The organism is Kordia algicida OT-1, assembly GCF_000154725.1.
Taxonomy (GTDB): domain Bacteria; phylum Bacteroidota; class Bacteroidia; order Flavobacteriales; family Flavobacteriaceae; genus Kordia; species Kordia algicida.
Window position 1 is genome coordinate 3,255,673 of sequence record NZ_DS544873.1, and the last position, 22,153, is coordinate 3,277,825.

Below are 22,153 nucleotides of genomic sequence, written 5' to 3' on the forward strand. Positions count from 1 at the left end.
AATGTGATGAGATTTTAAACAAGACCAAAATGAAGTTTTTCATAGCTTTTAGACAGCCTCTTTATTAATTGAACTTTTCTTAAAAAGGCAAATCGTCATGATCTTCTTCCTTGAAGTCGTTTGCTGGTTCAAAAGCATCTGCTGGCGGCACTGGCGGCATTCCTGCTGGCGCTTCTTGTTGTAAGTTTTCAATTCTCCATCCTTGAATAGAGTTGAAATATTTTGTTTCTCCTTGCGGATTTACCCATTCTCTACCACGCAAGTTGATGCTGATTTTTACAGGTTGCCCTACTTGGAAATTATTTAGTAAATCTGTTTTATCTTGTACAAATTCCACCATAATATGTTGTGGATATTGTTCTTCTGTTGTTACAACAACTTCACGCTTTCTAAATCCGTTGTTTCCGAATGTCTGCGTTTGCCCGATCATTTTTATTTTTCCCTGTACTTCCATGTTATTTATTTTGCTAATAATATTTTCCAAGCAGTCATCACATCTCCTTTCGCTAAAAACGCTTGTGCTGCTTTATGATTTGTTTCTAATATATCTGAAATCGTAATTTCAGTTGTTTTTTTAAATTCTTCAATGTCTTTTGCAGATGGCAATTGCTCTACATTTCCTAAAATTCCAAGATCGTTTCCTGTTAAAATTTTGCTTGTTCGAATAGCTTCAGGAATTTGATCTACGCCAATTCCCAACGTTGCGATGGGTTTTGGAATTTCGAAAAATCCGTCGCGCGCTCTGCTGTAAAAACTTCCGCCGGCTCTGGCTACCAAGTCAATTTTGTAATGATCTATCGTTCCACGATCATTTAAAACGTCTTCATTTATGTGTAATTTTACCACTTCACAAATAATCAAATTTCCTGCGCCGCCTTCATTTCCTAAATGCACAATTTCATTGACTTTACATTCAAATTGTACTGGCGATTCTGCCACACGAAATGGTTTTATTTTTTCCGATGGCAACATCGTCAATCCTGCTTTTTCAAACTCGTTTACACCTTCGGCATATTCCGTACTACTCAACGACATTTGTTGAACAATGGCATGATTTACCACATTTATCACGACTTCTTTCGTTGCCAACGCATTTTCCAACGTATGTTTTGTCGTATTGTTACGAACTCTACGCGCTGGCGAAAAAATCATGATCGGCGGATTGGCACTAAAAACATTAAAAAAGCTATACGGAGATAAATTCGGATTTCCTTCCGCATCAATCGTGCTGGCGAAGGCAATCGGTCTTGGAGCGACTGCACCTAATAAATATCCGTGCAATTTAGCCGTTGGAATTTCTTTTGGATCTATCGATAACATTTCTACGTGTTTAGTACCACAAAACTACTATAAAAAAGCGGAGCAAACAACTATAGTTATTAACGTTGAACGGCGGTTTTTAACAACTAAATTCAAATAGAATGACTTTTTCGTAATTAATGAGAATGAATTAAAATAGCTTTCACAATCATTTTGTCGCAAGTACGTCATTACCTACTTTTTTTGAAGTTAAAATACTAACATATTGTATTTCTTCGTTATATTTATGATTTAATAATTAAAAATTTAAAATTATGATTAAAAACATTTTAAATGTTGATGGTGTAAAGACATTGACGAAAACGGAGCAACATACAGTTTTGGGTGGAATTAACTACAAGCTGGTCTGCAAAGATGGAGTTGCTCTAGGTGGAATTTTAGATAACTGTCATTGTAACAATTTATCAGACGGTCTTTACATAGTTCAATTTCCAGATGATGGGACTGCTGGTTATACAACATATAATATTTTAGGACGCGTTGTGGAGGAACTCTAATCTTTAATTGAGATATAGAGTTGTTTTCAAGAATAGAAATAACTCTATATTCTTTTTCAAAGTATTCGCAAACAATAAAACTCCTAGTTTTCGTTTATATTAGTGTTTTCAAATTATTTCTATGATTTTAAAAAATAGGCAGGTTTTTGTTCGTTGGATTCTTATCATCGCCTCTTTCGCGATAGTTTCTGGAATTTTATGGAATACATACATCTTCTTTCAAGAATTTAAACAAGAAGAACGAGCTAAAATGGAGATTTATGCTTTAGCAGTTTCTGAAATAAGTCAAGGCAAAGCCGCTAGTGATGACGATATAACTTTAAACTTAGAAGTTATGATGAGAAATACCTCAAATCCAAGAATATCTGTTACTAAGGATGGAATAATGGATGCTCAAAACATGGATGAAGATAAAATCAGAGACTCATTATATTTAAAGAAAAAAATTAAACAATTTTCAAGCGAAAACACACCTATTGATATTTCTTACTTTGATGAGGATTTAAATCGTCAAGTAAAGCTTGGAACATTGTATTATGGGGATTCTCCAGCCTTAAACAAACTCAAATATTATCCACTTGCACTATTGCTAATTATAGTGTTATTCGCCGCTGTTGCCTATTTCTTTTTTAGTGCTTCAAAAGCTTCCGAACAAAATAAATTGTGGGCAGGAATGGCAAAGGAAACCGCACATCAAATTGGCACACCGCTTTCTTCGCTAGTCGGTTGGACAGAGATTTTAAAGACTGAAAATGTAGATCCTGAGTATGTACAGGAAATCGAAAAAGATATTGATCGCCTACAAACAATTACCGAACGTTTCTCCAAGATTGGCTCGATTCCAACATTAGAACGTTTGGATATTGTACAAGAAACCAAAGATTCTTACGATTATTTACTATCGCGAACGTCTAAGCTAGTTAATTTTACTTTTAACGCTCCTGAAACCGCAATTTACAGTGAAATTAACGCGCAATTGTATAGCTGGACGATTGAAAATATGGTAAAAAACGCCATTGACGCCATGAAAGGAAAAGGCGCGTTGCATGTAGAAATTATTCCTGCAGATAGTTTTGTAAGGATTCAAATTACGGATAACGGAAAAGGAATTCCGAAGCGAAATTTTAAAAAGGTGTTTCAACCTGGATTTACCAGCAAAAAACGTGGTTGGGGATTGGGTTTATCACTCGCCAAACGTATTGTTGAGAATTACCACAACGGAAAGATTAAAGTTTTAAAGTCTGAACTTGGCAAAGGAACAACGATGCAGATTTCGTTGAAAACAGTTGTTTAGAATCGCTTTGCTATTAGATTATTAGATCGCTTACGCTGTTAGAATCAAGATCGCTTTGCTACTAGATTTTAGACACGCTTCGCTTTTAGACTTTGTCGCTTGCTCTTTTGTTTTTTGTTGATTCGTGATACACAAAACACTTTAGAATTTCCTAGAGTTTCGCGCGAATTTTTTCAGCGATTTCCTCAAACGCGCCAGGCGTGAGTTTTTCTTTGTTTGCAAAATTCATGCTTTGCATATTATGTAACGGAATTAAATGCACATGTGTATGCGGAACTTCCAAACCGATGACTGTCATTCCTACACGCTGACAAGGAATGGCTTTTTCGATGGCAATCGCAACTTTTCTTGAAAAACGCATCAACCCCATATAGGTTTCTTCCGATAAATCGAAAATTTTATCTACTTCTTCTTTCGGAATACATAAAGTATGACCTGCCGAATTTGGATTGATATCTAAAAAAGCATAGTAATTTTCGTCTTCTGCAATTTTGTAGGATGGAATTTCTCCATTAATTATTTTGGTAAAAATCGAAGCCATATCAATGAATTTGGATAATTGGTAAGATAAAAAAGTTCTTGCGAATAGATATAGAAAAATCCTTTTTTAACAAGTAAGAAAGGATTTTTTTATTTAAAAATTTGTTAGGTATTAACTTCGTGTAATTTCCAACACTTCAAATTTCATTATTCCGTTTGGTACTTTTACCTCAGCAATTTCACCCACAGATTTTCCTAACAGTCCTTTTCCGATTGGAGAAGTTACAGAAATTTTTCCAGCAGCTAAGTCTGCTTCACTTTCTGCTACCAATGTATATGTCATTTCCATTCCGTTGGTCGTATTTTTGATACGTACTGTAGAAAGCACTAATACTTTTGAGGTGTCTAACTGACTTTCGTCAATGATTCTTGCAGTAGATAAAACAGCTTCCATTTTTGAAATTCGCATTTCTAACAATCCTTGTGCTTCTTTGGCTGCATCATATTCTGCGTTTTCACTTAAATCGCCTTTGTCTCTTGCTTCTGCAATTGCTTGCGAAGCTTTTAATCGTTCCACATTTTTTAAGTGATCTAACTCATCTCTTAATTTTTTTAGTCCTTCTGCTGTATAATAAGATACTTTACTCATAATTTCTTCGTTTTCTATCTATTCATCGGTAGGTTTTTACGATATAAATAGATAATCATGTATTATATAACGCAAAAAAATCCCATCGAATACGGGATTTGTTATACAAATATAAGAAAATATTTAAAGTGCTTGCTGTTGAGAGTTTTTAAAAAATGATTTTACGTAAATTGCAAAACTTAATAAATACTGATTAAATGAAACGTTTTTTATTTTTATGTTGTACGCTTGTCGCTTTTCTTTCATGTAATTCGGATGATGATGGCGTGAATAACAATCCTTATATACCAAATGCGTTGGTGCAGTTTCAGATCAATCTGAATTTACCACAGTTTGACAATTTAAATTTTGCTGGCGGTTCAACCTATATTGCTAATGGTGGCGGCGTTCGTGGTTTTTTTGTGTTTAATTTATCTGGCGATCAGTTTTTAGCTTGGGAAGCAAGTTGTCCGAACCATATTCCTAGTACATGCTCCACAATGGAAATTAATGGCGTGTTGGCAAAATGTGATTGTGAAGATTATGAATATAGCTTGGCAAACGGACAGTTATTGAATCCTGTGGAAGGTGCTGATAGTTATCCTATGGTAAATTATCGCACGACGAAATCAGGAAATGTTGTGACTGTTTCAAATAACTAGAGAAATAGTTCTTAGTATTGAGATTTTAGTATTGAGATAAAAAAAGCGACTCTTTCAAGTCGCTTTTTACATATGGTATGGTTGGTTTGCTAGAATTTCAAAGTCATTCCTACTAAGAAGTTTCTAGTGGCTTGCGGATAAAATCCTGCGCCTTCAATGGTTGTTACGGTTCCTGGATTTGACCAAGTATCATCAAATGTGAAGAAATATCCATTAGAGACATATTCTACACCAAAAATGTTATTGATTAATCCTGTAAAGATGATGGATTCGAAGATAGAATTCATTTTGATTTCATAGTTCAAATTCAGGTCATTGATAAAATAACTGTCTAGTTTTGAAACATCTGAGTCAATATTTCCCATGTATTGTTCGCCTACATATTTAGACAATAATGATACTTGAAACTTCTGCGATGGCGCATACGAAAGTATGTTTCCTGCCACAAAATTTGGTGAAAACGAAATGTCTGTATTTCCTAAATCGACCAAACTTCCATCTCTTGATGTTATAAAATCTACGTTTTTATTCGTGCTGATTGCCACGTTCGGACGAAGCGTAAATTGCTCACTTAGTTTGAAAGAAGCATCAATTTCCAATCCTAAACGGTAACTTTTTCCACTGTTGGTACGCAACGGCGTTCCTGTGTCATCTAACGCTCCCGTAAGTACCAATTGATCGTTGTACAGCATGTAATATGCGTTTGTATTTACGGTGAAATTTTCTCCGTTCCAACGCCAACCTAATTCGAAATCGTCTAGTTGTTCAGGTTTTACTTCGTTGTTGTTTTCAAAATCACTTCGGTTTGGTTCTCTGTTGGCACGCGCATACGAGAAGTACAAACTATTTTTTGGATTGATTCGGTAATTGATTCCTGCTTTTGGATTGAAAAACGTGTAATCTTCATCAATGTTAAAAGGCACTAAATCTGACGTAATTCCAGAGGTTTTATAGGTCACATTTCTCAATTGTAAATCTCCAAAAAGACTTATTTTATCGTTTACACGAATGGTCGCTTTTGTAAAGAAACTCAAATCGTTTTTCTTTCCGTTTCCTTCGTAATAACGATCTCTTATTTCACTATCACTTGCAAAACGCGCCCAAATTACTTCTCCGAAATGATCTCCATCGTAGATTCCTAAAAACGCTCCGAAATCCATGTCTAGATTGTTCTTTTTGTAATTTGCATTTGCGTTGATAACGTAGAAATCGTTGTCTAACCAACGTCTGCGGATTAAATCGGTTTCATTGATGGTTGTTCCGTTGATGACGATTTCTTCAAAACCATATTCATCAAAAGGTTCATCTTCTTTGTATTGCTCAAAATATCCGCGTCCGTACGTGTAGTTTAATCCAAGATTGGTAGTCCAGTTTTCAGAAAGTTTTTGATTCCAATGAAATTGGTAATGATCTTGGCGATAATTGTCTACTTCATTGTCATAAAAACGTACATTTCCATTTTCGTCTGTAAATTGACCTGAAGGATTGAAGGTACGATCTCTTTCTAATGTTTCTCTGTCAATTCCGTTCCAAGCTTGATATGTAATTTCATGTCCGCCAAACGTCAAAGCTTTGATTAGTGTTGTTTCATCCACATACGAACCTTGTAAAAAGTACGCGCTTAAGTCGGAAGAAGCACGATCAATATAACCATCTGATTTTATTTTTGATAAACGACCAGCCAATTCAAAGTTGCCATCTAGTTTTCCTGTACTGAATTTTACCGTGTGTTTTCTGGTGTTGAAACTACCGAAAGAGTTTGAAATTTCTCCGTTGGCTTTTTCAGAAACGGCGTCTGTAAGTAAACTTAAGCTTGCGCCAAATGCTCCAGAACCATTTGTGGAAGTTCCTACTCCACGTTGCAACTGAATGCTTTCGGTAGAAGAAGCCAAATCAGGCATGTTTACCCAAAATGTTCCCTGACTTTCCGCGTCATTGTACGGAATACCGTTGATCGTTACGTTTACACGAGTCGCATCACTACCACGCACACGAATTCCGGTGTAACCGACACCAGCACCAGCATCAGAAGTTGTAACGACAGAAGGCATGAAGTTCATCAAAATTGGCACATCTTGTCCCAAATTACGTTCTGCGATTTCCTCTTTTTCTAGGTTTGAGTGAGTGATTGGTGAGTCGGCATTTACGCGGACTGCTGAAATGAGGACAGCATCTAAAGCTTCCGCCGAATCGGATAAGGTAAAGTTTACTACGGTGTTTCCTGTTACGGAGACATTTTTCGTTGCAGTTTTCATTCCCACGAAAGTGCAAACAAATTCATAATTCCCAGAAGCGACTTTTATAGCATACTTTCCGTCGCTGTCGGTTGTAGTTCCTGTGGAAGCATTTTTAACGGCAATGGTTGCGCCTAATAATGGTTTTCCATTTTCATCGGTTACAGTTCCTGAGACTGTAAAGTTTTGCGCTTGCATACTGACTGATAGTACGAAAAGGCATAAAAAAGCGAATAAATTCTTCATATTCGTAATACGTTTTGTTACGAATAAAAGGGGTAATTATTCTTGATTAAAAATTAATAGTTAGTGTTGACAGACTATGACTGTCGGCATACCAATCTTTGAAAGATTTAGTTTGTCCCTTGGCAGCATTACCTGCCCAGGTTCATTGGGTATAATCTCAGCGTTTTGAATGTGATTCAAGTTGCACCCCTTTGAGATGCTGCAAAAGTAATTCAGTTTTTTGAATTGTCAATCGTTTTTTTAAACAATTATCAAACTGTTTTTATTTTGTTACATAATGGTGTTTTTTATTGAATTTCTTTATGAAACGTAAGAAAATATCATTTTTTAACATTTTAGCATTCTGAAAATCAGTACTTTTAATAGGTAACCATAAAACTTTATTCTCATGAAAAAACAAAATTTCCAGAAAAAGCTCGCTTTTAAAACGACTAAAATTTCACATGTATCTTATTTGAATACCGTTCGTGGAGGTGCTGCAGCCAGATTTACAGAGAATCCGTGTATTATTTCTGATGTAGATACCTGCCAAACAGTGACAGAACCTATAAAACTTACTGAAGCAATTCGCTGTACGCATACAATTGGAAACGGGCAAAACCCTGATGGAACACCGTGTAAGTTTTGATTATAGTAACGTGATTTCGATATAATTAATTCGATTTATATCTACAGCAACTTCAGAAACATCTCTATTAAGTTATTAATTTTTAGTTTTTTAATTTTCGTTTTCTTTGCTTACCCAAAGAAAAGAAACAAAAAAAAGGGAACTTTTCCAGAGGTATTTCTAGTTTTTCTTTTAGGGAAAAACTAAAACCGCATGAATTTTTCTAAATTTTAGTTCACCAAGCTCTATTTTCTGTTATGGAGTTTATGAATTAACATTTTTTCAAAGCTTCAAAAAACTTTAAAGAAAAATCCCTACTATACTGCGGAAAAGAATAGTTTCAAACTACAATTCTTATGCTGAACTCACATTACAGTAGATCGTATTTTGAAATTGCATTGATGAAATAATTTATTTTTTTCAATGCAATTTTTTTTAGCAGTGATTATGTATGATAAGATTGTTCTCGGTTTGCTTAGTTAGTAATTGTAAGTAATTCACAATATAAATTTGAGAGTGTAAATCCTTTTTGGTCTTTTTGCTTTCTAGTAGATTCCTTCCTGCGAAGGAATGACAATAAATTGTTATTTTACTTGGTGCGTAGGTTTTAGCAAATCGTTGATGGTTTTTACAGGATTGAACGTGACTAATGGAACTTCCACAAAAATAGTGTTCCAAAACGCCATGGCACCATTCCACAAACCTGGCAACTCCAGCGCTTTTATTTTTTTGCCACTTTTTGATTTGGAAGCAATAAAGTATGATTTACGATCTACAAATTTTGTGAGATCGTATTTGTTTCCTTGATAGTCTTTTACGCCACAAACAATGTCTACCGGATTGAAATGTGTTGCAAGTTTTTGAATGCTTTGATGGTAGTCGTTCTTTTTGTCTATTTGAGCTGATTCTACAATTTGTAGGGAAACAGCACCGTTTTCATGTTTTACCCAAAATGGTCCGCCGCCAGGTTCTCCTTCATTTTTTACCATGCCACACACACGAATTGGTCGGTTGAGTTTTTCGATGAGATATTCAATTTGATATTTTTGTGAGTATTTTTCAAATTCTTCACTGATTTGAATGTTAAGTTCGGTGTAGAGAAAGTTTAAGATGGTGTTGAGTTCTTCATCTGATACACCTTCATGTAACATTTCCATAAATTTGAAAGCTTTCTGCTGCAATTCAATGAGTTTGCCTGCCAGAATTTTTTTGTAGCGCGATATTTCTTCTGCGTACGTATTCACTACAACATTGTCTATATTTTTGATGAAGATTAAATCGGCATCAATCAGATTTAGGTTTTCAATGAGCGCGCCATGTCCGCCAGGTCTGAATAGTAGCTTTCCTTCGGCATCATGTATTGGTCTGTTTTTTTGATCGACCGCAATGGTATCCGTTTGCTCCGATTGATAGGAATAAGATATGTCAAAAGTGCAACCTGTTTTTTGAGAAATGTGTGGTAAAATTTTATTTTCTGTGGCTTTAAATTTCTCGTAATGTTGTTTTGAAATAGTAAAGTGCAACTTGGCTTTTCCGTTTTTACAAGCGTAACTTGCAGCTTCGAATAAATGCTCTTGAAAAGGCGTAGAAAGGTGGTTTTTGTATTTGTGAAAAGGAAGTAATCCTTTTGGATAGTTTCCGTAGTTGAGTCCAGTTTCTGCTAGCAACGTATGTACAAAATCATAATTGAACTGATCGGGTTTTTTAATACGATCTAGTTCTGTTTTGTTCATTATTTTTAGCACATCATCGTAAAAAGGAAATTTTTCCAATCCGATAAAGAATAGACGAATTTCTGGTTCTTTTTCTTTGTTGATGTATGAGTTTATGGAATCCTTTTTTGGGTTGTAGTTTTCAAGAAATTTGTATAGAAATTTAAACATTCTCGTTGCCGCTCCTGAAGCTGGCGTAAATTTGACAATTTCTAGCGTTTCATAGGTTTCCTCGTATATTTTGCTGTAGCTTTCTTCTGTTTCAGACGTCAGTTTTAGTATGCCACGATCAACACTTGCGTGTTCAGTGATTTGAGTGTAAGGTATTTTTTTTTCAAACTTGTCTAATTGTTTTTCTACTTGAAGCAATGTTAATCCTTTTGCTTCTATTTGCTCCGTATGTTTTTTTGAAAAGTTCAATGTACTTCTAGCAGTTTGTTTATGTGTGTAATTGCTGTTTGGAGTCGTGTTTGCTCATTTCCTTTCAACAATACATAGGGTTGATTATAGGTTTTTAGGGTTTGTTGAAATTGTAAAAATGCTTCTTCTCTTTTGTGAGGCAAATCGCGAATTCCGTCCGCTTCCCAAGGTGTATCAATATAAGTTAAAAAATAGAGATTTGCAGTGTTTTTTGCCACATATTTTTTAAGGGTTTCACTTTTAAATTCAGGATAATAGATGCGTGCATACGTTAAGGTTTCTAGAATGTCGGTATCACAGATGAGCATGGTATTTTTAGGAGCTTGACATTCTAATCGCAATTGTCCTTTGGCAATAGGAATGACATCTTCCGAAGTTAGTTTTTCACCTTTTTGCTGTTTTTCTTCTGCAAGAATACGCGAATATTCGGGCACAAATGTAGCGTTGTAATGTGCAGCTAACTGCTTTGCTAGTGTTGTTTTTCCTGTAGATTCAGGTCCAAAAATGACTATTTTGATGCTGCTATTGCTTTGTTTTTCAAGGTTTTTCTCCATGCGATATATCCAAAGATGGCTAAAATTAAGAAAATTGCAAATTGAATTGCTGTAAAACCATATCCTTTAACAAAATATAACGGAACGGACACAAGATTTCCGAAAATCCAAAAAATCCAGTTTTCAATCTTTTTATTCGCCATGAGCCACATTCCTGAAAAGAAAATTCCAGTTGTAAAAATGTCTAAATACGGTGTAATGGTTTTAATTTCTGCTATAGAACCAAAATTAGAAAATACCAGATCAATAGTTTCCTGAACGCCCAAGTGAATGTCTATTACATCATATTGTACATATACGACATAGGTAAAAGCTGCCGTAAAAAGAAATATAGAGATTGTTTTTAGCTTGTCCCAAAAGTTGGTGCGTGAGATTTCTAATTTGGCATCTTCCCGAACGCGTGTCCACATATACCAACCGTAAATACTCATTAACGAATAATAAATATTTACAATCATATCACCATAATATACTGCGTGATAACAGATGTAAATATAAATTACCGTACTGACAATTCCTGTAGGATATACCCAAATTTTTTCCTGTTTGGCAAACCATACGCTTGCAATACCAAAAGCTGCTGCAGTAAATTCGAGCAGTATCATAAACCAGGTTACATTTTCATACGGTTTGGCTAAGAAATCAAAAAGTTGGCTCATAGTTGCTTCTGTCGGATTTTACGATTTTCATTGTGAGTAGAATGTTGTTTTCTTTTTCAAACGCTGTTTTTACTTCGGAAGTTAGTAGTTTCATAATGCCGTCATAATCGCCATAAATTTGCGTACTTAATGGATTTTCCAATACTGTATATTGTGAAGCTCTAAGTTTTTTGATGAAATTGATAATTGGAGTTTCAAAATCGTTTTGTAATGGTGTGAGCGTTAATTCTACTGAGATATTCATTTTTTTGTTTGTTGTTTGTTGTTTGTTTTTCGTTGTTTGTTCTCTTGGCTCTTGGCTCTTGGCTCTTGGGTCTCGGGTCTCGGGTCTCGGGTCTTGGGTCTTGGGTCTTGGGTCTTGGGTCTTAAAAAAATCTTTTTTCTAATTTAAAATTCAACATTAAGCATTTAAAATTTCATCTTTTCAATTCATTCAAAAAGGCTTCGTTTTGTTCAAAGGCAGTTCCGATGACTATCAAATCGGCTCCAGCATTGAATGCAACATTAAGTTGATTTTTGGAACGAATGCCGCCACCAACAATCAATGGAATTTGCAATTTGGTTGAAACTTCTTGTATGATTTCTGGCTTGATCGCTTTTTGTGCGCCACTTCCCGCTTCTAGATAGACGAGTTTTTTGCCAGAAAATTGTCCTGCTAAGGCTGTATGTAAAATTTCTGCATGATTTTTTTGTGAAATTGGCTGTGTTTCGCTCACGCGTTGTACCGCAGTTTCTATGCCGCCATCAATTAAAATATATCCTGTCGGAATGATTTCTAAACTTGTGTTTATCAGTTTTACAACCGATTGTACTTGCTGTTCAATTAAGTATTTCGGATTTCGTCCAGAAAGTAGCGACAAGAACAGAATTCCGTCTGCCATTTCTGTGATTTGCTCGTGACTTCCTGGAAAAATTAAAACAGGTAATTTTGTATGTTGTTTGATGATTGCTACCACGTTTTCCATTTTTCGTTCTGCATCCGTACTTCCACCAACAAATACATGTGTGACAATCGATTTGTGTACTTTTTTGAAAAATTCAGGAATGTGATTGATGTCTATTTTATCGGGATCAATTAAAACTGCCAATAATTTTTGACCGTTTTGTTTTGCCTGAATAATATCGTCATAGATTGTTTTTTTCATCATACTAACGATTTTCTTCTAAGGCATAGACACAGGTAAATCCTTCAAATTCTAAAAAATCGAGCGAATACGTCGCGGTATTGTTTCCATAATAAACAGTTCCTTTTGTTTTGGAAGCATCCATCGAAAAATCGTCAATATCAATGTGCTTTATAAAGCTTAATCCTTTTTCAGCATATACTTTGTAAATAGATTCTTTTCCGCCCCAAACAATGGTTACCTTGCGAACCAACGCTTCATGATTGGCAATGGTATTGTATTCTTCTAGTGGAGTAAATTTATGAGCTATTCGCAGAATTTTATCACGTTGTTTTTCAATATCAATCCCAACAGGAATGGTATCGCTTATGATAATTCCTGAAAAGTTGAATGAATGTGTGATTGAAATGTATTTTCCGTCTTTCAAATGCGGTTTTCCTTTTTCGTCATAGTACAAATCAAAATCAGTATATCCGCAAACTGCCAATAAGTGACGAACACTTAAAAAGCCACGTTGATGAATTTCAGAGCGCATTCCGTCAAGGCGTTGCTGACAGTGATTTGTGAGTTTTATTTCACGATTTAATTCTTCAAAAGACTCTTCTATCTTCCAAATCAGCACTTTAGTATGTTTATTTACTGTTATAGTTTTGTAAAGAGCCATTATATTAAAAAGTTATTTAGTACCTTTGCACTCGCAAACTTTTAGTGCTTGCGAGGCACTGCAAAGTTATGAAGCGAATTTAAAAATATTTTAGGTCACAAACCATAATTATTCTAACTATAAAAAAAAGAAAAGAGTATGAGTACAAAATCAGTTCCTTACGTAGCTTATAAAGTTAAAGATATTTCTTTAGCAGCATGGGGAAGAAAAGAGATCGAATTAGCCGAAGCAGAAATGCCAGGATTAATGAGTCTTCGTGAAGAATATAAAGATGAACAACCGTTAAAAGGCGCAAGAATTGCTGGATGTTTACACATGACTATCCAAACTGCTGTTTTAATTGAGACTTTAAAAGCACTTGGTGCAGAAGTAACTTGGAGTTCTTGTAATATTTTCTCAACACAAGATCAGGCTGCTGCCGCTATTGCTGATGCTGGAATTCCAGTATACGCATGGAAAGGAATGAACGAAGAAGAATTTGATTGGTGTATTGAACAAACATTATTTTTTGGAGAAGATCGCAAACCATTAAACATGATTTTAGATGATGGTGGAGATTTAACAAATATGGTTTTAGATCGTTACCCAGAATTGGTTGATGGCATCAAAGGTTTATCTGAAGAAACAACTACAGGTGTACACAGATTATACGAAAGAATGAAAAATGGTACGTTGCCAATGCCAGCCATTAACATTAACGATTCTGTTACAAAATCTAAATTTGATAATAAATACGGATGTAGAGAAAGTGCTGTAGATGCAATTCGTCGTGCAACGGATGTTATGTTAGCAGGAAAAAGAGTTGTTGTTTGTGGATACGGAGACGTAGGAAAAGGAACTGCTGCTTCTTTTAAAGGTGCAGGAAGTATTGTTACCGTTACTGAAATTGATCCAATTTGCGCATTACAAGCTGCAATGGACGGTTTTGAAGTTAAGAAATTAGAAAATGTTGTTGGAAATGCTGATATCGTAATTACAACAACAGGAAACAAAGATATCGTTACTGGAAAGCATTTTGAAGCAATGAAAGACAAAACGATTGTTTGTAATATTGGACATTTTGATAATGAAATTGCTGTTGCTTGGTTAAATGACAACCACGGAGATACAAAAGTAGAAATCAAGCCACAGGTTGATAAGTATACCGTAAACGGAAAAGACATCATTTTATTAGCCGAAGGACGTTTGGTAAACTTAGGTTGTGCTACAGGTCACCCAAGTTTTGTAATGAGTAATTCATTTACAAACCAAACATTGGCACAAATTGAACTTTGGAATCATTCAGACAAGTACAAAAATGAAGTGTACATGCTACCAAAACACTTAGATGAAAAAGTAGCTCGTTTACACTTAGCAAAAATTGGCGTTGAGTTAGAAGAACTTTCTACAGATCAAGCGGAATATATTGGTGTAACTGTAGAAGGTCCATACAAGCCAGAATACTACAGATACTAAGATTTATTCTTATACAATATGTAAAAGCCTTTTATCGTTTTTGATAAAAGGCTTTTTATTTTTTTATCTTAGGGTAACAAAACAAATAGTTACATCACTATTAGGTAGAATACCTCTTTTGCCAAATTGCCACTTTATGAGATTCATTTCCTGTATTACTTTATTGCTTATTTTATGCTGTTGTGAAAACGTTTCTGCCCAGGAAAATGATTCACTGCTAAAAAAAAGCTATCAAGCATTAAAAGATGGATACCGAAATTTAGCATATTCAAAACCTAAAATCGCCGAAAAATACGCCGAAGCATTATTCACAAAAGCTACTAATGCAGGCAATATACTGGAGCAACATGAAGGTATTTTATTGCAAGCATCTTCTAAAAATTATTTTGGTGATATGGATGCGGCTTTAAATCACATCAATATCGTAATTCTTTATGCCACACGAGAAAAAAATGATAGCTTACTCATTAAAGCAACAAGTCAAAAAGGAAAAACATATTTTACATTTGGCAAATATAAGGACGCCATTTACTTCTATTTACAGTTGGACGCTTTGGCGAGAAAAACAAAAAACATTCGTTATCAGATTTACTCAAATCACAGTATTGGTTCCATCAAAAATATTATGGGCGATCATGAAGGCGCTACAGCGTTGTTTTTGAAAAATAAAGAAATCATCACACCAATTATAGAAGAAAAAAAATATCACACATTATACTTAAACACATTGATCGGATTGATTTCTGCTTACACGTATGTAGATGTTGAAACTGCTGCTGAATATTTACCCGAACTTAAAGAAATGAGCATTGCACAAAAAGACACAGATGCATTGAGTTATTATTTTACCCTACAAGGAATTGTTGATTATATGCGGAAAGATTATGACAAATCACTGACGGTTTTACACAAAGCCGATAGCTTAGTCTCTCTATTGGGAACAAAACGAAATTTATATCCTATATGTCGCTTTCGCGGGAAAACATACTATGAAAAAAAGATGTTTCCGGAAGCAATTACCGAATTTGAAGCGATAAAATCATTACAGAAAGAAATTGAGTTTGACGATTTTAAATTCAGAGAAGTACTTTCATTACTAGCAAATAGTTACGAACAGATTGACAGCACAGACAAAGCATTGGAAAACTATCGCTTTGCACACGATTTTGCCTATACAGATACCATTCAAAAGCAAATTACTCATACGAATACTATTTTAAAAGAATATGACACAAAAACATTAGAAGATAAAATTTCATCTTTACAGCTTACTTCTAAACGAAAAGAAAAACAAAACAAATCCTTACTTTTTATCTCCATCGGATTGCTTATTTCGCTTGTTGGACTATTTCTTGCCTATAAAAAACTACAACGCAACAACAAGAAAAAATTTGATGAGTTGTTGCAAAAACTTTCAACGGAACCTTCCAAAAAAGATGTTTCGGAAGCAACTATAAATAAATTTCAAATTTCTGATGAAAAAGTTGCTACTATCTTAGAAGGCTTGGAAAAGTTTGAAAAATCAGAAGCATTTCTACATAAAAATACAAGTTTGGTTTCCGTTGCCAAGAAATTAAATACAAATACTTCATATTTATCTCAAATCGTAAACGAACACAAAGGGCTTACATTCAAAAAATACATTACACAATTGCGCATCAATTATGTATTGCATGCCTTAAAAAATGATAAAGTGTTGCGATCGTATAGCATCAAAGCGATTGCTAAAGAATTAGGTTTTAAAAGTGAAGGTGCTTTTTCGAGAGCATTTAAAAAACAAACAGGCATTTATCCTTCATTTTTCATCAAAAATCTTACCGCTATTTCATAAAATGAAGGCATGTCTTTTTCGTTTCAGCCTAGGTAATATCTATCTTTAAGAAAAAGTTTATACTAATTCTTATACTATGAAAAAACAAGATTTTACTTTAGTTTCCTTAAAATTAAAAAAAGTTAGCATTTCAAATCTTACCATTGCAGGTGGCGCAGACGCTCCCGAAACTAATGAAGTTGATTGTTTTACTGAATTTCCACACTGTCAATATACAATAACCACAAGACCTGACAGCCTAAATCACGCGGATGAAGGTAAAGATGATGCAGGACATATGTAACACCTCTTTTTTATAAAACGAAGTTTCGTTTGATTGCGTACACTAAAAATACATTCTAATTTCATGTCACTAAAAACTCCCAAAAATTTTTAAAGATTATGAAAAAAAAGAATGTTCATTCTAAGTTAAATTTAAAAAAAGCTCCTATTGCTGACTTAACTAATAAAAAAGTTACAGGAGGTTTGGCAAAAGACACTTTGCAAAGAGGTTGTGCATCCTATCCGTATCGATGTTCAATACAGGAATGCGTGTATACAGATGTTACTTGCTACCATACCGAAACATGTCAAAGACCAAGAAATTAACCTTAAAACCAATAAAATTATGAAAAAATCAAAAATCAAACTTCACCTCAACAAGCAAAATGTTTCTACTCTAAAAATTGATGAGATAAAAGGAGGTGTTTCTGGACGTACTTGCGATTTTACAAACAAATACTACAAAACATGTTATTCTCCTTGTACTCCTCAACCAACCTGGAACGATTGTGAAAATACTCAGGTAATCTGTGACCATTAAAAATTAAATAAACCTTTTAAAACGTTAACCAAATGAAAAAAAAGAATGTAAATAAATTAAAACTAGAGAAAAGCACTATTTCAGATTTCAAAGCGGTAAAAGGAGGAATTGGCTGGGCATCTATTCCTCATACAGACTGTGTTTGTTGGTCACGACCAGCAGATCCTGTGTGGTCAAATATTGGCTGCAGCCCAAGTTAACGATACGCAGATCATAGATCTTTAGGTAAACTTTTACCAAACGAATTTTAGTTTGGTAAAAGTTTTTTTATAAAATAATTTCTCAATACCCTGTGACCAACAAACCTCTTGCGCCACGCATACCACATTTTTGGTATTTGTGATACGCCTTTGCAGCACGTTCGCGAATTTCTGCATCAGATTCGTTTAAAATCCAACCATCAATTGCCCATTTTAGCGTATATGCTTCGGGCGACATCAATCCTGTAGACCAAACTAACAGATTTGCACCTGTTTGCTGTACATACGGTTTAAAATAATTTTTACTAATACATGCTAAAATAATTACATCGCGCTTTTTATTGTTTTTGGGTGAAAACTTTGTATCTAAAGTAAACTCCATTAAACCATCATGACCAATATACGCGACTAAATCTGCACCTCCACCAAAATTTATTTTTTGATGGTTGATGGTTATTTCTTCAGAATTTGCTCCGCTACTCGCTTGTAAAAAGTCGATCGTTGTTTGTTTAATATACTTTCCATCATATGCATCAGCCAACAAATATGTGTCAGAAGTTTTGTGTTTGAAAAGAACACGTTCTAGTATTTTTGAGTTTTTTGAGGGAATCGTTTTTATAAATTCCCAATCTTTACTGCGCTTAAAATATGTTTTCATTCCATACAACGCGCCCCAATACAAATTTGTTTGTGGATTTTGACCGTTTCCTAATGATTTTGGCACTGGCACAATTCCCTGATGTATATTATCGCACAACGCTACAAACACATGAATTTTCTTTTGACCAAAAACTGAAAAACTAATGCAAAAAAGTAAAATGGTAAAAAATGATTTCATCATGTGTCGGTTTTTGTGAATGTATACTATACAAACGTGTTGAATATACAATTCGTATAGAACGTTAAAATCATTCATAAAATTTAAAAAAATAGTATCTTGTTGTACTAATTAACTATAAAATGAAACGTACTTCAATAGCCATTATTAGTAGCATTCTACTATTTGCTTCCTGCAAAGATGCTACGCCCGAAAAAAAATCAGAAACCAAAATGACCGACAATCCTTTATTGACCGAATGGAGCACTCCACACGGCGTACCACCTTTCGATATAATAAAAAGCAGCGATTACTTGCCTGCATTCAAAATTGCACTGAAAGAAAATCAAGAAGAAATTACTGCCATTAGCGAAAGTACCGAAACACCAACTTTTCAAAACACCATTGAAGCGTTAGAATTTAGTGGAAAATATTTAAAAAGATTACAACGTATTTTTTATGCCGTAAATGGCGCAAATACGGATGATACGCTAAAAGCCGCTGCAAAAGAAATTACGCCTGCATTGGCTACGCATAGCGATTTTATCAACCTAAATGCTAAATTATATGAACGTGTAAAAGCAGTGTACGATCAAAAAAATACACTTAACTTATCTCCAGAAGAAACACGTTTGCTTGAAGAAACTCACAAACGTTTTGTGCGTGCAGGAATCAGTCTAAAAGGTGAAAAACAAGATCGCTTGCGCGAAATCAACACGCGACTGGCAAAACTAAGTGGTGATTTTGGAGAAAACTTACTAGATGAAACCAACGCATTCGAATACCATACAAAAGACAAAAAAGACCTCGGAAATCTTCCTGAAAGTCTAGTGGCTTTAGCTGCGGAAGAAGCTAAAAAAAGAGGACATGAAGATGGTTGGTCGTTCACATTGCAACGTCCAAGTATCAATCCGTTTTTACAATCATCTCCAAACCGAGAAGCTCGCAAAGCCTTATTTGACGGGTATGCAATGCGTGCAAATAACGATAATGAAAACGACAACAAAGCCATTCTAAGCGAAATGGCAGCATTGCGTTTGGAAAAAGCAAAACTATTAGGTTACGATTCACATGCAGCTTACATTCTTTCGGATAATATGGCAGAAACTCCAGAAGCTGTATATGGTTTTATGGACAAATTATGGTCTTCTGCACTAGCAATGGCAAAATCGGAACGTGAAGCTTTAGCCAAAAAAATGAAAAGTGAAGGTGTTACAGGAACATTTGCAGGAAGCGATTGGAGACATTACGTAGAAAAAGTCCGCAAAGAACGATACAACTTTGACGAAGAAGAAACACGTCCGTACTTTGAAGTAAATGCGGTAAGAGATGGCGTTTTCGCGTTGGCAAATGAACTCTTTGGTTTGGAATTTAAAGAAATGAACAACGTTCCAAAATGGCATGACGATCAGCAAGTATTTGAAGTATTAGAAGCCGATGGTTCACATTTAGGAATCATTTATATGGACTTCTTTGCCCGCGAAAGCAAGCGTGGTGGTGCTTGGATGAATGCTTTACGCAGTCAGATGAATGTTGATGGAATGGTAACACCAATTGTAACAAATAACTTTAATTATCCTGCTCCTTCCGGAGATTCGCCATCGTTGCTATCTTTTACGGAAGCTGAAACCTTGTTCCATGAATTTGGTCATGCACTCCACGGATTGTTTTCTAATGTAAAATATGAATCCTTATCAGGAACTAATGTACCGAGAGACTTTGTAGAATTTCCTTCGCAAGTAATGGAAAACTGGATGAGCGAACCGCAAGTATTACGCATGTTTGCCAAACATTACAAAACAGGAGAAGTAATTCCTGATGCAATGATTAAAAAAATGAAAGATGCCAATTCCTTCAATGGTGGTTTTGCTACGGTTGAATATATGGCGGCGGCATACTTAGACATGGCTTGGCATGCAAAAACAGCAGATATTCCAACAGATGTTAATGCTTTTGAAGCAGCAGCGATGACCAAATTAGGATTGATTGACGAAATTATTCCGCGTTACAGAAGCACATATTTCGGACATATATTTTCGAGTCCTGTGGGCTATTCCTCTGGATATTACAGCTACTTATGGTCAGAAGTATTGGATGCAGATGCTTTTCAAGCATTCAAAGACACAGGAAATATATTTGATCCAGCAACCGCAAAAAAATATCGTAACATGTTAAGTAAGGGCGGTTCATTACCAGGAATGGAATTATACAAAGGATTCCGTGGTGCAGAGCCAAAAATTGAGCCTTTATTAAAGAAAAAAGGATTTGTAAAATAACGGCAAATGAAATGATTCCATAAAAAAAGCCTGAACAAAAAATGTTCAGGCTTTTTTTATAGGGTAAATCTTAACTATGCTTCGAAAGGTTCGATAGATACGTAAGATCTGTTGTTTGATTTCTTTGTGAATTTCACAATACCGTCTACTTTAGCATGTAATGTATGGTCTTTTCCCATATATACATTTTCTCCTGGGTTGTGAGTAGTACCTCTTTGTCTAACAAGTATGTTACCAGCAATTGCTGCTTGTCCACCAAAAATCTTAACACCTAATCGTTTCGATTCTGATTCTCTACCGTTTTTAGAACTACCAACTCCTTTTTTGTGAGCCATCTTAGTAAGGTTTTATTTGTTATACTTAAGTGATATGCAATTATGCTTTACCACCATCTAATTCGTCTTGCCATTTCTTTAACTCATCCCACTTTCCGTCAGCAGCTAATTGAGCTTGTGCTGGCCAAGTATCAGTAACGTGGTTTCCACGAACACCTGAAATGATTTCAGAAATTTTTGCTGGTTCAGTTTTCGCTAATTCAGCGAAAGTAGCAATTCCAGCTTCTACTAAAGTAGATGCGATTTTAGGACCAATTCCTTCAATCTTTTTTAAATCATCTGCTTTACCTGTTGCTTTTTTAGCAGCTGGCTTTTCAGCCGGCTTCGCAACTTCTTTTTTAGCTTCTTCTTTCTTTGGTGCTGCTTTTTTAGCTCCAGAAGCTACAATGTTTTCAACAACAATTTCTGTTAAAGACTGACGGTGACCGTTCTTCACACGGTACCCTTTACGTCTTTTTTTCTTGAAAACAATAACTTTATCACCTTTAAGGTGCTTTAAAACTTTGGCCTCTACTGCGGCTCCGTTTATAGCTGGGGCGCCAATAGTAACTTGTCCGTTGTCATCTAACAAAAGAACATTGTCGAAAGTAACTTTCTTTCCTTCTTCTGTTGCCAAACGATGAACAAATACTTTTTGATCTTTTGCAACTTTAAATTGCTGCCCTGCTATCTCTACAATTGCATACATAGCGTATCGTTTAATTAATTAATTTTATCCAAAAATGGACGCAAATATACATCTAATTAATTAATCTACAAACACTTCTATTGTAGTTTATTGCTAATATTCCAACTTGGCTTAAATTTTTGCATAAATAATAGACTTAAAACCACTGTAGAAGCAAAACCTTCTATCAATATAATGAATAGTAAAAGTCCAGGTTCGGTAGCAACACTTCCCAAGCTCATTGCCATAATTTTTTCGGCAAACTCAGTGTCAATATGAAAAATATAAATTCCCATAAAAAGAGTAAAAATTAACGTTGCCACAAATCCTGAAATGATTCCTGCTTTAAATCCTTCAAAATAGTTAAAGCTTGCACCGCTTTCTTTTTTTACATCTTTAATCACTTTGTATATTCCAAACGCTACAATAACACCATTTAACAAACGTAGCCAAGGATTTTCATGCAAGCCTACCAATCTTACTATTAAAAAGTATAAAATGAGACTCATTGCAATAAAGCCTCCATATTTAATGATTTTATTTCCCATATTTTTCCCTTTTTTTTGGTTTCTAATCAATTGATTTCCTTTAATATACAAAAAAGATGAGACTTGATGAAATATTTAAAAAATTGATTGTTCTCTTGTGAGATGTAACATTTTTATAGAA

The 22,153-nt window shown here is 34.9% G+C and carries 25 protein-coding genes; 10 read left to right on the forward strand and 15 right to left on the reverse strand.

Annotated elements, in window-relative coordinates; all coding sequences use genetic code 11:
• Positions 1-79: 79 nt before the first annotated feature.
• Positions 80-454 (reverse strand): DUF3127 domain-containing protein, encoded by a 375-nt coding sequence (locus KAOT1_RS13940; protein WP_007095475.1) that lies wholly within the window; start codon positions 452-454, stop codon positions 80-82.
• A 5-nt stretch (positions 455-459) separates the two neighbouring features.
• Complete coding sequence (locus tag KAOT1_RS13945) at positions 460-1,320, reverse strand: flavin reductase family protein (protein WP_007095476.1); 861 nt, start codon at positions 1,318-1,320, stop codon at positions 460-462.
• Between the two features lie 254 nt (positions 1,321-1,574).
• Between KAOT1_RS13945 and KAOT1_RS13950 the strand changes: the two genes are divergently transcribed.
• Together KAOT1_RS13950 and KAOT1_RS13955 are read left to right on the forward strand one after the other, a co-directional pair.
• Positions 1,575-1,817 carry a hypothetical protein gene (locus KAOT1_RS13950; protein ID WP_007095477.1) on the forward strand — a complete coding sequence of 81 codons (243 nt, stop codon included), beginning with the start codon at positions 1,575-1,577 and terminating at the stop codon, positions 1,815-1,817.
• Positions 1,818-1,938: 121 nt separating this feature from the next.
• Positions 1,939-3,111: a sensor histidine kinase gene (locus KAOT1_RS13955; protein WP_007095478.1), complete on the forward strand. Its 1,173-nt coding sequence runs from the start codon at positions 1,939-1,941 to the stop codon at positions 3,109-3,111.
• Positions 3,112-3,262: 151 nt separating this feature from the next.
• Here the strand turns inward: KAOT1_RS13955 and KAOT1_RS13960 are convergent, their stop codons facing one another.
• Both KAOT1_RS13960 and greA read right to left on the reverse strand, forming a co-directional pair.
• Positions 3,263-3,652: an HIT family protein gene (locus KAOT1_RS13960; protein WP_007095479.1), complete on the reverse strand. Its 390-nt coding sequence runs from the start codon at positions 3,650-3,652 to the stop codon at positions 3,263-3,265.
• Between the two features lie 111 nt (positions 3,653-3,763).
• Entirely contained in the window at positions 3,764-4,240 is a 477-nt protein-coding gene (gene greA / locus KAOT1_RS13965) for a transcription elongation factor GreA (RefSeq protein ID WP_007095480.1), read from the reverse strand.
• Between the two features lie 197 nt (positions 4,241-4,437).
• Here greA and KAOT1_RS13970 point away from each other — a divergent pair, with 197 nt between their 5' ends.
• Entirely contained in the window at positions 4,438-4,881 is a 444-nt protein-coding gene (locus tag KAOT1_RS13970; protein ID WP_007095481.1) for a hypothetical protein, read from the forward strand.
• An 89-nt stretch (positions 4,882-4,970) separates the two neighbouring features.
• Here KAOT1_RS13970 and KAOT1_RS13975 read toward each other — a convergent pair whose 3' ends face one another.
• Positions 4,971-7,361: a TonB-dependent receptor gene (locus tag KAOT1_RS13975; RefSeq protein WP_083777309.1), complete on the reverse strand. Its 2,391-nt coding sequence runs from the start codon at positions 7,359-7,361 to the stop codon at positions 4,971-4,973.
• 388 nt (positions 7,362-7,749) lie between these two features.
• Between KAOT1_RS13975 and KAOT1_RS13980 the strand changes: the two genes are divergently transcribed.
• Positions 7,750-7,989, forward strand: coding sequence for a hypothetical protein (locus KAOT1_RS13980; RefSeq protein WP_007095484.1), 240 nt, complete (start codon positions 7,750-7,752; stop codon positions 7,987-7,989).
• 563 nt (positions 7,990-8,552) lie between these two features.
• Here KAOT1_RS13980 and KAOT1_RS13985 read toward each other — a convergent pair.
• From KAOT1_RS13985 to KAOT1_RS14010, 6 genes are all read right to left on the reverse strand, one after another.
• Positions 8,553-10,100: a DUF4301 family protein gene (locus KAOT1_RS13985; RefSeq protein WP_007095485.1), complete on the reverse strand. Its 1,548-nt coding sequence runs from the start codon at positions 10,098-10,100 to the stop codon at positions 8,553-8,555.
• Positions 10,097-10,654, reverse strand: a complete 558-nt coding sequence (locus KAOT1_RS13990) for an AAA family ATPase (protein WP_007095486.1) — start codon at positions 10,652-10,654, stop codon at positions 10,097-10,099. The genes KAOT1_RS13985 and KAOT1_RS13990 overlap by 4 nt, the downstream gene beginning before the upstream one ends.
• Positions 10,609-11,313 (reverse strand): nicotinamide riboside transporter PnuC, encoded by a 705-nt coding sequence (pnuC, locus tag KAOT1_RS13995; RefSeq protein ID WP_007095487.1) that lies wholly within the window; start codon positions 11,311-11,313, stop codon positions 10,609-10,611. The genes KAOT1_RS13990 and pnuC overlap by 46 nt, the downstream gene beginning before the upstream one ends.
• The gene (locus KAOT1_RS14000; protein WP_007095488.1) at positions 11,297-11,557 is read right to left on the reverse strand and encodes a hypothetical protein; all 261 of its coding nucleotides are present in this window, start codon (positions 11,555-11,557) and stop codon (positions 11,297-11,299) included. The genes pnuC and KAOT1_RS14000 overlap by 17 nt, the downstream gene beginning before the upstream one ends.
• A 172-nt stretch (positions 11,558-11,729) precedes the next feature.
• A complete protein-coding gene (locus KAOT1_RS14005) occupies positions 11,730-12,458 on the reverse strand; it encodes a phosphoglycerol geranylgeranyltransferase (RefSeq protein ID WP_007095489.1) in 729 nt (242 codons plus the stop codon).
• A 4-nt stretch (positions 12,459-12,462) separates the two neighbouring features.
• Entirely contained in the window at positions 12,463-13,101 is a 639-nt protein-coding gene (locus tag KAOT1_RS14010) for a 4'-phosphopantetheinyl transferase family protein (protein ID WP_007095490.1), read from the reverse strand.
• A 138-nt stretch (positions 13,102-13,239) separates the two neighbouring features.
• Here KAOT1_RS14010 and ahcY point away from each other — a divergent pair, with 138 nt between their 5' ends.
• From ahcY to KAOT1_RS22985, 5 genes are all read left to right on the forward strand, one after another.
• A complete protein-coding gene (ahcY, locus tag KAOT1_RS14015) occupies positions 13,240-14,556 on the forward strand; it encodes an adenosylhomocysteinase (RefSeq protein ID WP_007095491.1) in 1,317 nt (438 codons plus the stop codon).
• A 136-nt stretch (positions 14,557-14,692) separates the two neighbouring features.
• Positions 14,693-16,387, forward strand: coding sequence for a helix-turn-helix domain-containing protein (locus tag KAOT1_RS22050; RefSeq protein ID WP_007095492.1), 1,695 nt, complete (start codon positions 14,693-14,695; stop codon positions 16,385-16,387).
• 76 nt (positions 16,388-16,463) lie between these two features.
• Positions 16,464-16,670, forward strand: coding sequence for a hypothetical protein (locus tag KAOT1_RS14025; RefSeq protein WP_007095493.1), 207 nt, complete (start codon positions 16,464-16,466; stop codon positions 16,668-16,670).
• A gap of 324 nt (positions 16,671-16,994) precedes the next feature.
• On the forward strand, positions 16,995-17,189 hold the full coding sequence (locus KAOT1_RS23225; protein WP_007095495.1) for a hypothetical protein: 195 nt from the start codon (positions 16,995-16,997) through the stop codon (positions 17,187-17,189).
• 32 nt (positions 17,190-17,221) lie between these two features.
• Positions 17,222-17,389: a hypothetical protein gene (locus KAOT1_RS22985; protein ID WP_007095496.1), complete on the forward strand. Its 168-nt coding sequence runs from the start codon at positions 17,222-17,224 to the stop codon at positions 17,387-17,389.
• A gap of 82 nt (positions 17,390-17,471) precedes the next feature.
• On the opposite strand, the gene KAOT1_RS14035 is transcribed toward KAOT1_RS22985, so the two are convergent.
• Entirely contained in the window at positions 17,472-18,230 is a 759-nt protein-coding gene (locus KAOT1_RS14035) for a hypothetical protein (RefSeq protein ID WP_238528706.1), read from the reverse strand.
• Positions 18,231-18,349: 119 nt separating this feature from the next.
• Between KAOT1_RS14035 and KAOT1_RS14040 the strand changes: the two genes are divergently transcribed.
• A complete protein-coding gene (locus KAOT1_RS14040) occupies positions 18,350-20,482 on the forward strand; it encodes a M3 family metallopeptidase (protein ID WP_007095498.1) in 2,133 nt (710 codons plus the stop codon).
• Between the two features lie 74 nt (positions 20,483-20,556).
• Here the strand turns inward: KAOT1_RS14040 and rpmA are convergent, their stop codons facing one another.
• The 3 genes from rpmA to KAOT1_RS14055 all read right to left on the reverse strand — a co-directional run bounded on the left by rpmA (position 20,557) and on the right by KAOT1_RS14055 (position 22,032).
• A complete protein-coding gene (gene rpmA / locus KAOT1_RS14045) occupies positions 20,557-20,817 on the reverse strand; it encodes a 50S ribosomal protein L27 (protein ID WP_007095499.1) in 261 nt (86 codons plus the stop codon).
• A gap of 40 nt (positions 20,818-20,857) precedes the next feature.
• Complete coding sequence (gene rplU, locus KAOT1_RS14050) at positions 20,858-21,505, reverse strand: 50S ribosomal protein L21 (protein ID WP_007095500.1); 648 nt, start codon at positions 21,503-21,505, stop codon at positions 20,858-20,860.
• A 77-nt stretch (positions 21,506-21,582) separates the two neighbouring features.
• A complete protein-coding gene (locus KAOT1_RS14055; protein WP_007095501.1) occupies positions 21,583-22,032 on the reverse strand; it encodes a DUF4199 domain-containing protein in 450 nt (149 codons plus the stop codon).
• Positions 22,033-22,153: the final 121 nt, after the last annotated feature.

Bases quoted from the DNA above. Each gene is read 5' to 3' on its own strand.
- KAOT1_RS14055 (WP_007095501.1), bottom strand. From the start codon at position 22,032: ATGGGAAATAAAATCATTAAATATGGAGGCTTTATTGCAATGAGTCTC.
- KAOT1_RS13975 (WP_083777309.1), bottom strand. From the start codon at position 7,361: ATGAAGAATTTATTCGCTTTTTTATGCCTTTTCGTACTATCAGTCAGT.
- KAOT1_RS13955 (WP_007095478.1), top strand. From the start codon at position 1,939: ATGATTTTAAAAAATAGGCAGGTTTTTGTTCGTTGGATTCTTATCATC.
- KAOT1_RS14005 (WP_007095489.1), bottom strand. From the start codon at position 12,458: ATGAAAAAAACAATCTATGACGATATTATTCAGGCAAAACAAAACGGT.
- KAOT1_RS13990 (WP_007095486.1), bottom strand. From the start codon at position 10,654: ATGGAGAAAAACCTTGAAAAACAAAGCAATAGCAGCATCAAAATAGTC.
- greA (WP_007095480.1), bottom strand. From the start codon at position 4,240: ATGAGTAAAGTATCTTATTATACAGCAGAAGGACTAAAAAAATTAAGA.
- pnuC (WP_007095487.1), bottom strand. From the start codon at position 11,313: ATGAGCCAACTTTTTGATTTCTTAGCCAAACCGTATGAAAATGTAACC.
- KAOT1_RS13970 (WP_007095481.1), top strand. From the start codon at position 4,438: ATGAAACGTTTTTTATTTTTATGTTGTACGCTTGTCGCTTTTCTTTCA.
- KAOT1_RS13945 (WP_007095476.1), bottom strand. From the start codon at position 1,320: ATGTTATCGATAGATCCAAAAGAAATTCCAACGGCTAAATTGCACGGA.
- KAOT1_RS14010 (WP_007095490.1), bottom strand. From the start codon at position 13,101: ATGGCTCTTTACAAAACTATAACAGTAAATAAACATACTAAAGTGCTG.
- rpmA (WP_007095499.1), bottom strand. From the start codon at position 20,817: ATGGCTCACAAAAAAGGAGTTGGTAGTTCTAAAAACGGTAGAGAATCA.
- KAOT1_RS13950 (WP_007095477.1), top strand. From the start codon at position 1,575: ATGATTAAAAACATTTTAAATGTTGATGGTGTAAAGACATTGACGAAA.
- KAOT1_RS22985 (WP_007095496.1), top strand. From the start codon at position 17,222: ATGAAAAAAAAGAATGTAAATAAATTAAAACTAGAGAAAAGCACTATT.
- KAOT1_RS13940 (WP_007095475.1), bottom strand. From the start codon at position 454: ATGGAAGTACAGGGAAAAATAAAAATGATCGGGCAAACGCAGACATTC.
- KAOT1_RS14040 (WP_007095498.1), top strand. From the start codon at position 18,350: ATGAAACGTACTTCAATAGCCATTATTAGTAGCATTCTACTATTTGCT.
- rplU (WP_007095500.1), bottom strand. From the start codon at position 21,505: ATGTATGCAATTGTAGAGATAGCAGGGCAGCAATTTAAAGTTGCAAAA.
- KAOT1_RS14025 (WP_007095493.1), top strand. From the start codon at position 16,464: ATGAAAAAACAAGATTTTACTTTAGTTTCCTTAAAATTAAAAAAAGTT.
- ahcY (WP_007095491.1), top strand. From the start codon at position 13,240: ATGAGTACAAAATCAGTTCCTTACGTAGCTTATAAAGTTAAAGATATT.
- KAOT1_RS22050 (WP_007095492.1), top strand. From the start codon at position 14,693: ATGAGATTCATTTCCTGTATTACTTTATTGCTTATTTTATGCTGTTGT.
- KAOT1_RS14035 (WP_238528706.1), bottom strand. From the start codon at position 18,230: ATGATGAAATCATTTTTTACCATTTTACTTTTTTGCATTAGTTTTTCA.
- KAOT1_RS13960 (WP_007095479.1), bottom strand. From the start codon at position 3,652: ATGGCTTCGATTTTTACCAAAATAATTAATGGAGAAATTCCATCCTAC.
- KAOT1_RS14000 (WP_007095488.1), bottom strand. From the start codon at position 11,557: ATGAATATCTCAGTAGAATTAACGCTCACACCATTACAAAACGATTTT.
- KAOT1_RS13980 (WP_007095484.1), top strand. From the start codon at position 7,750: ATGAAAAAACAAAATTTCCAGAAAAAGCTCGCTTTTAAAACGACTAAA.
- KAOT1_RS23225 (WP_007095495.1), top strand. From the start codon at position 16,995: ATGAAAAAATCAAAAATCAAACTTCACCTCAACAAGCAAAATGTTTCT.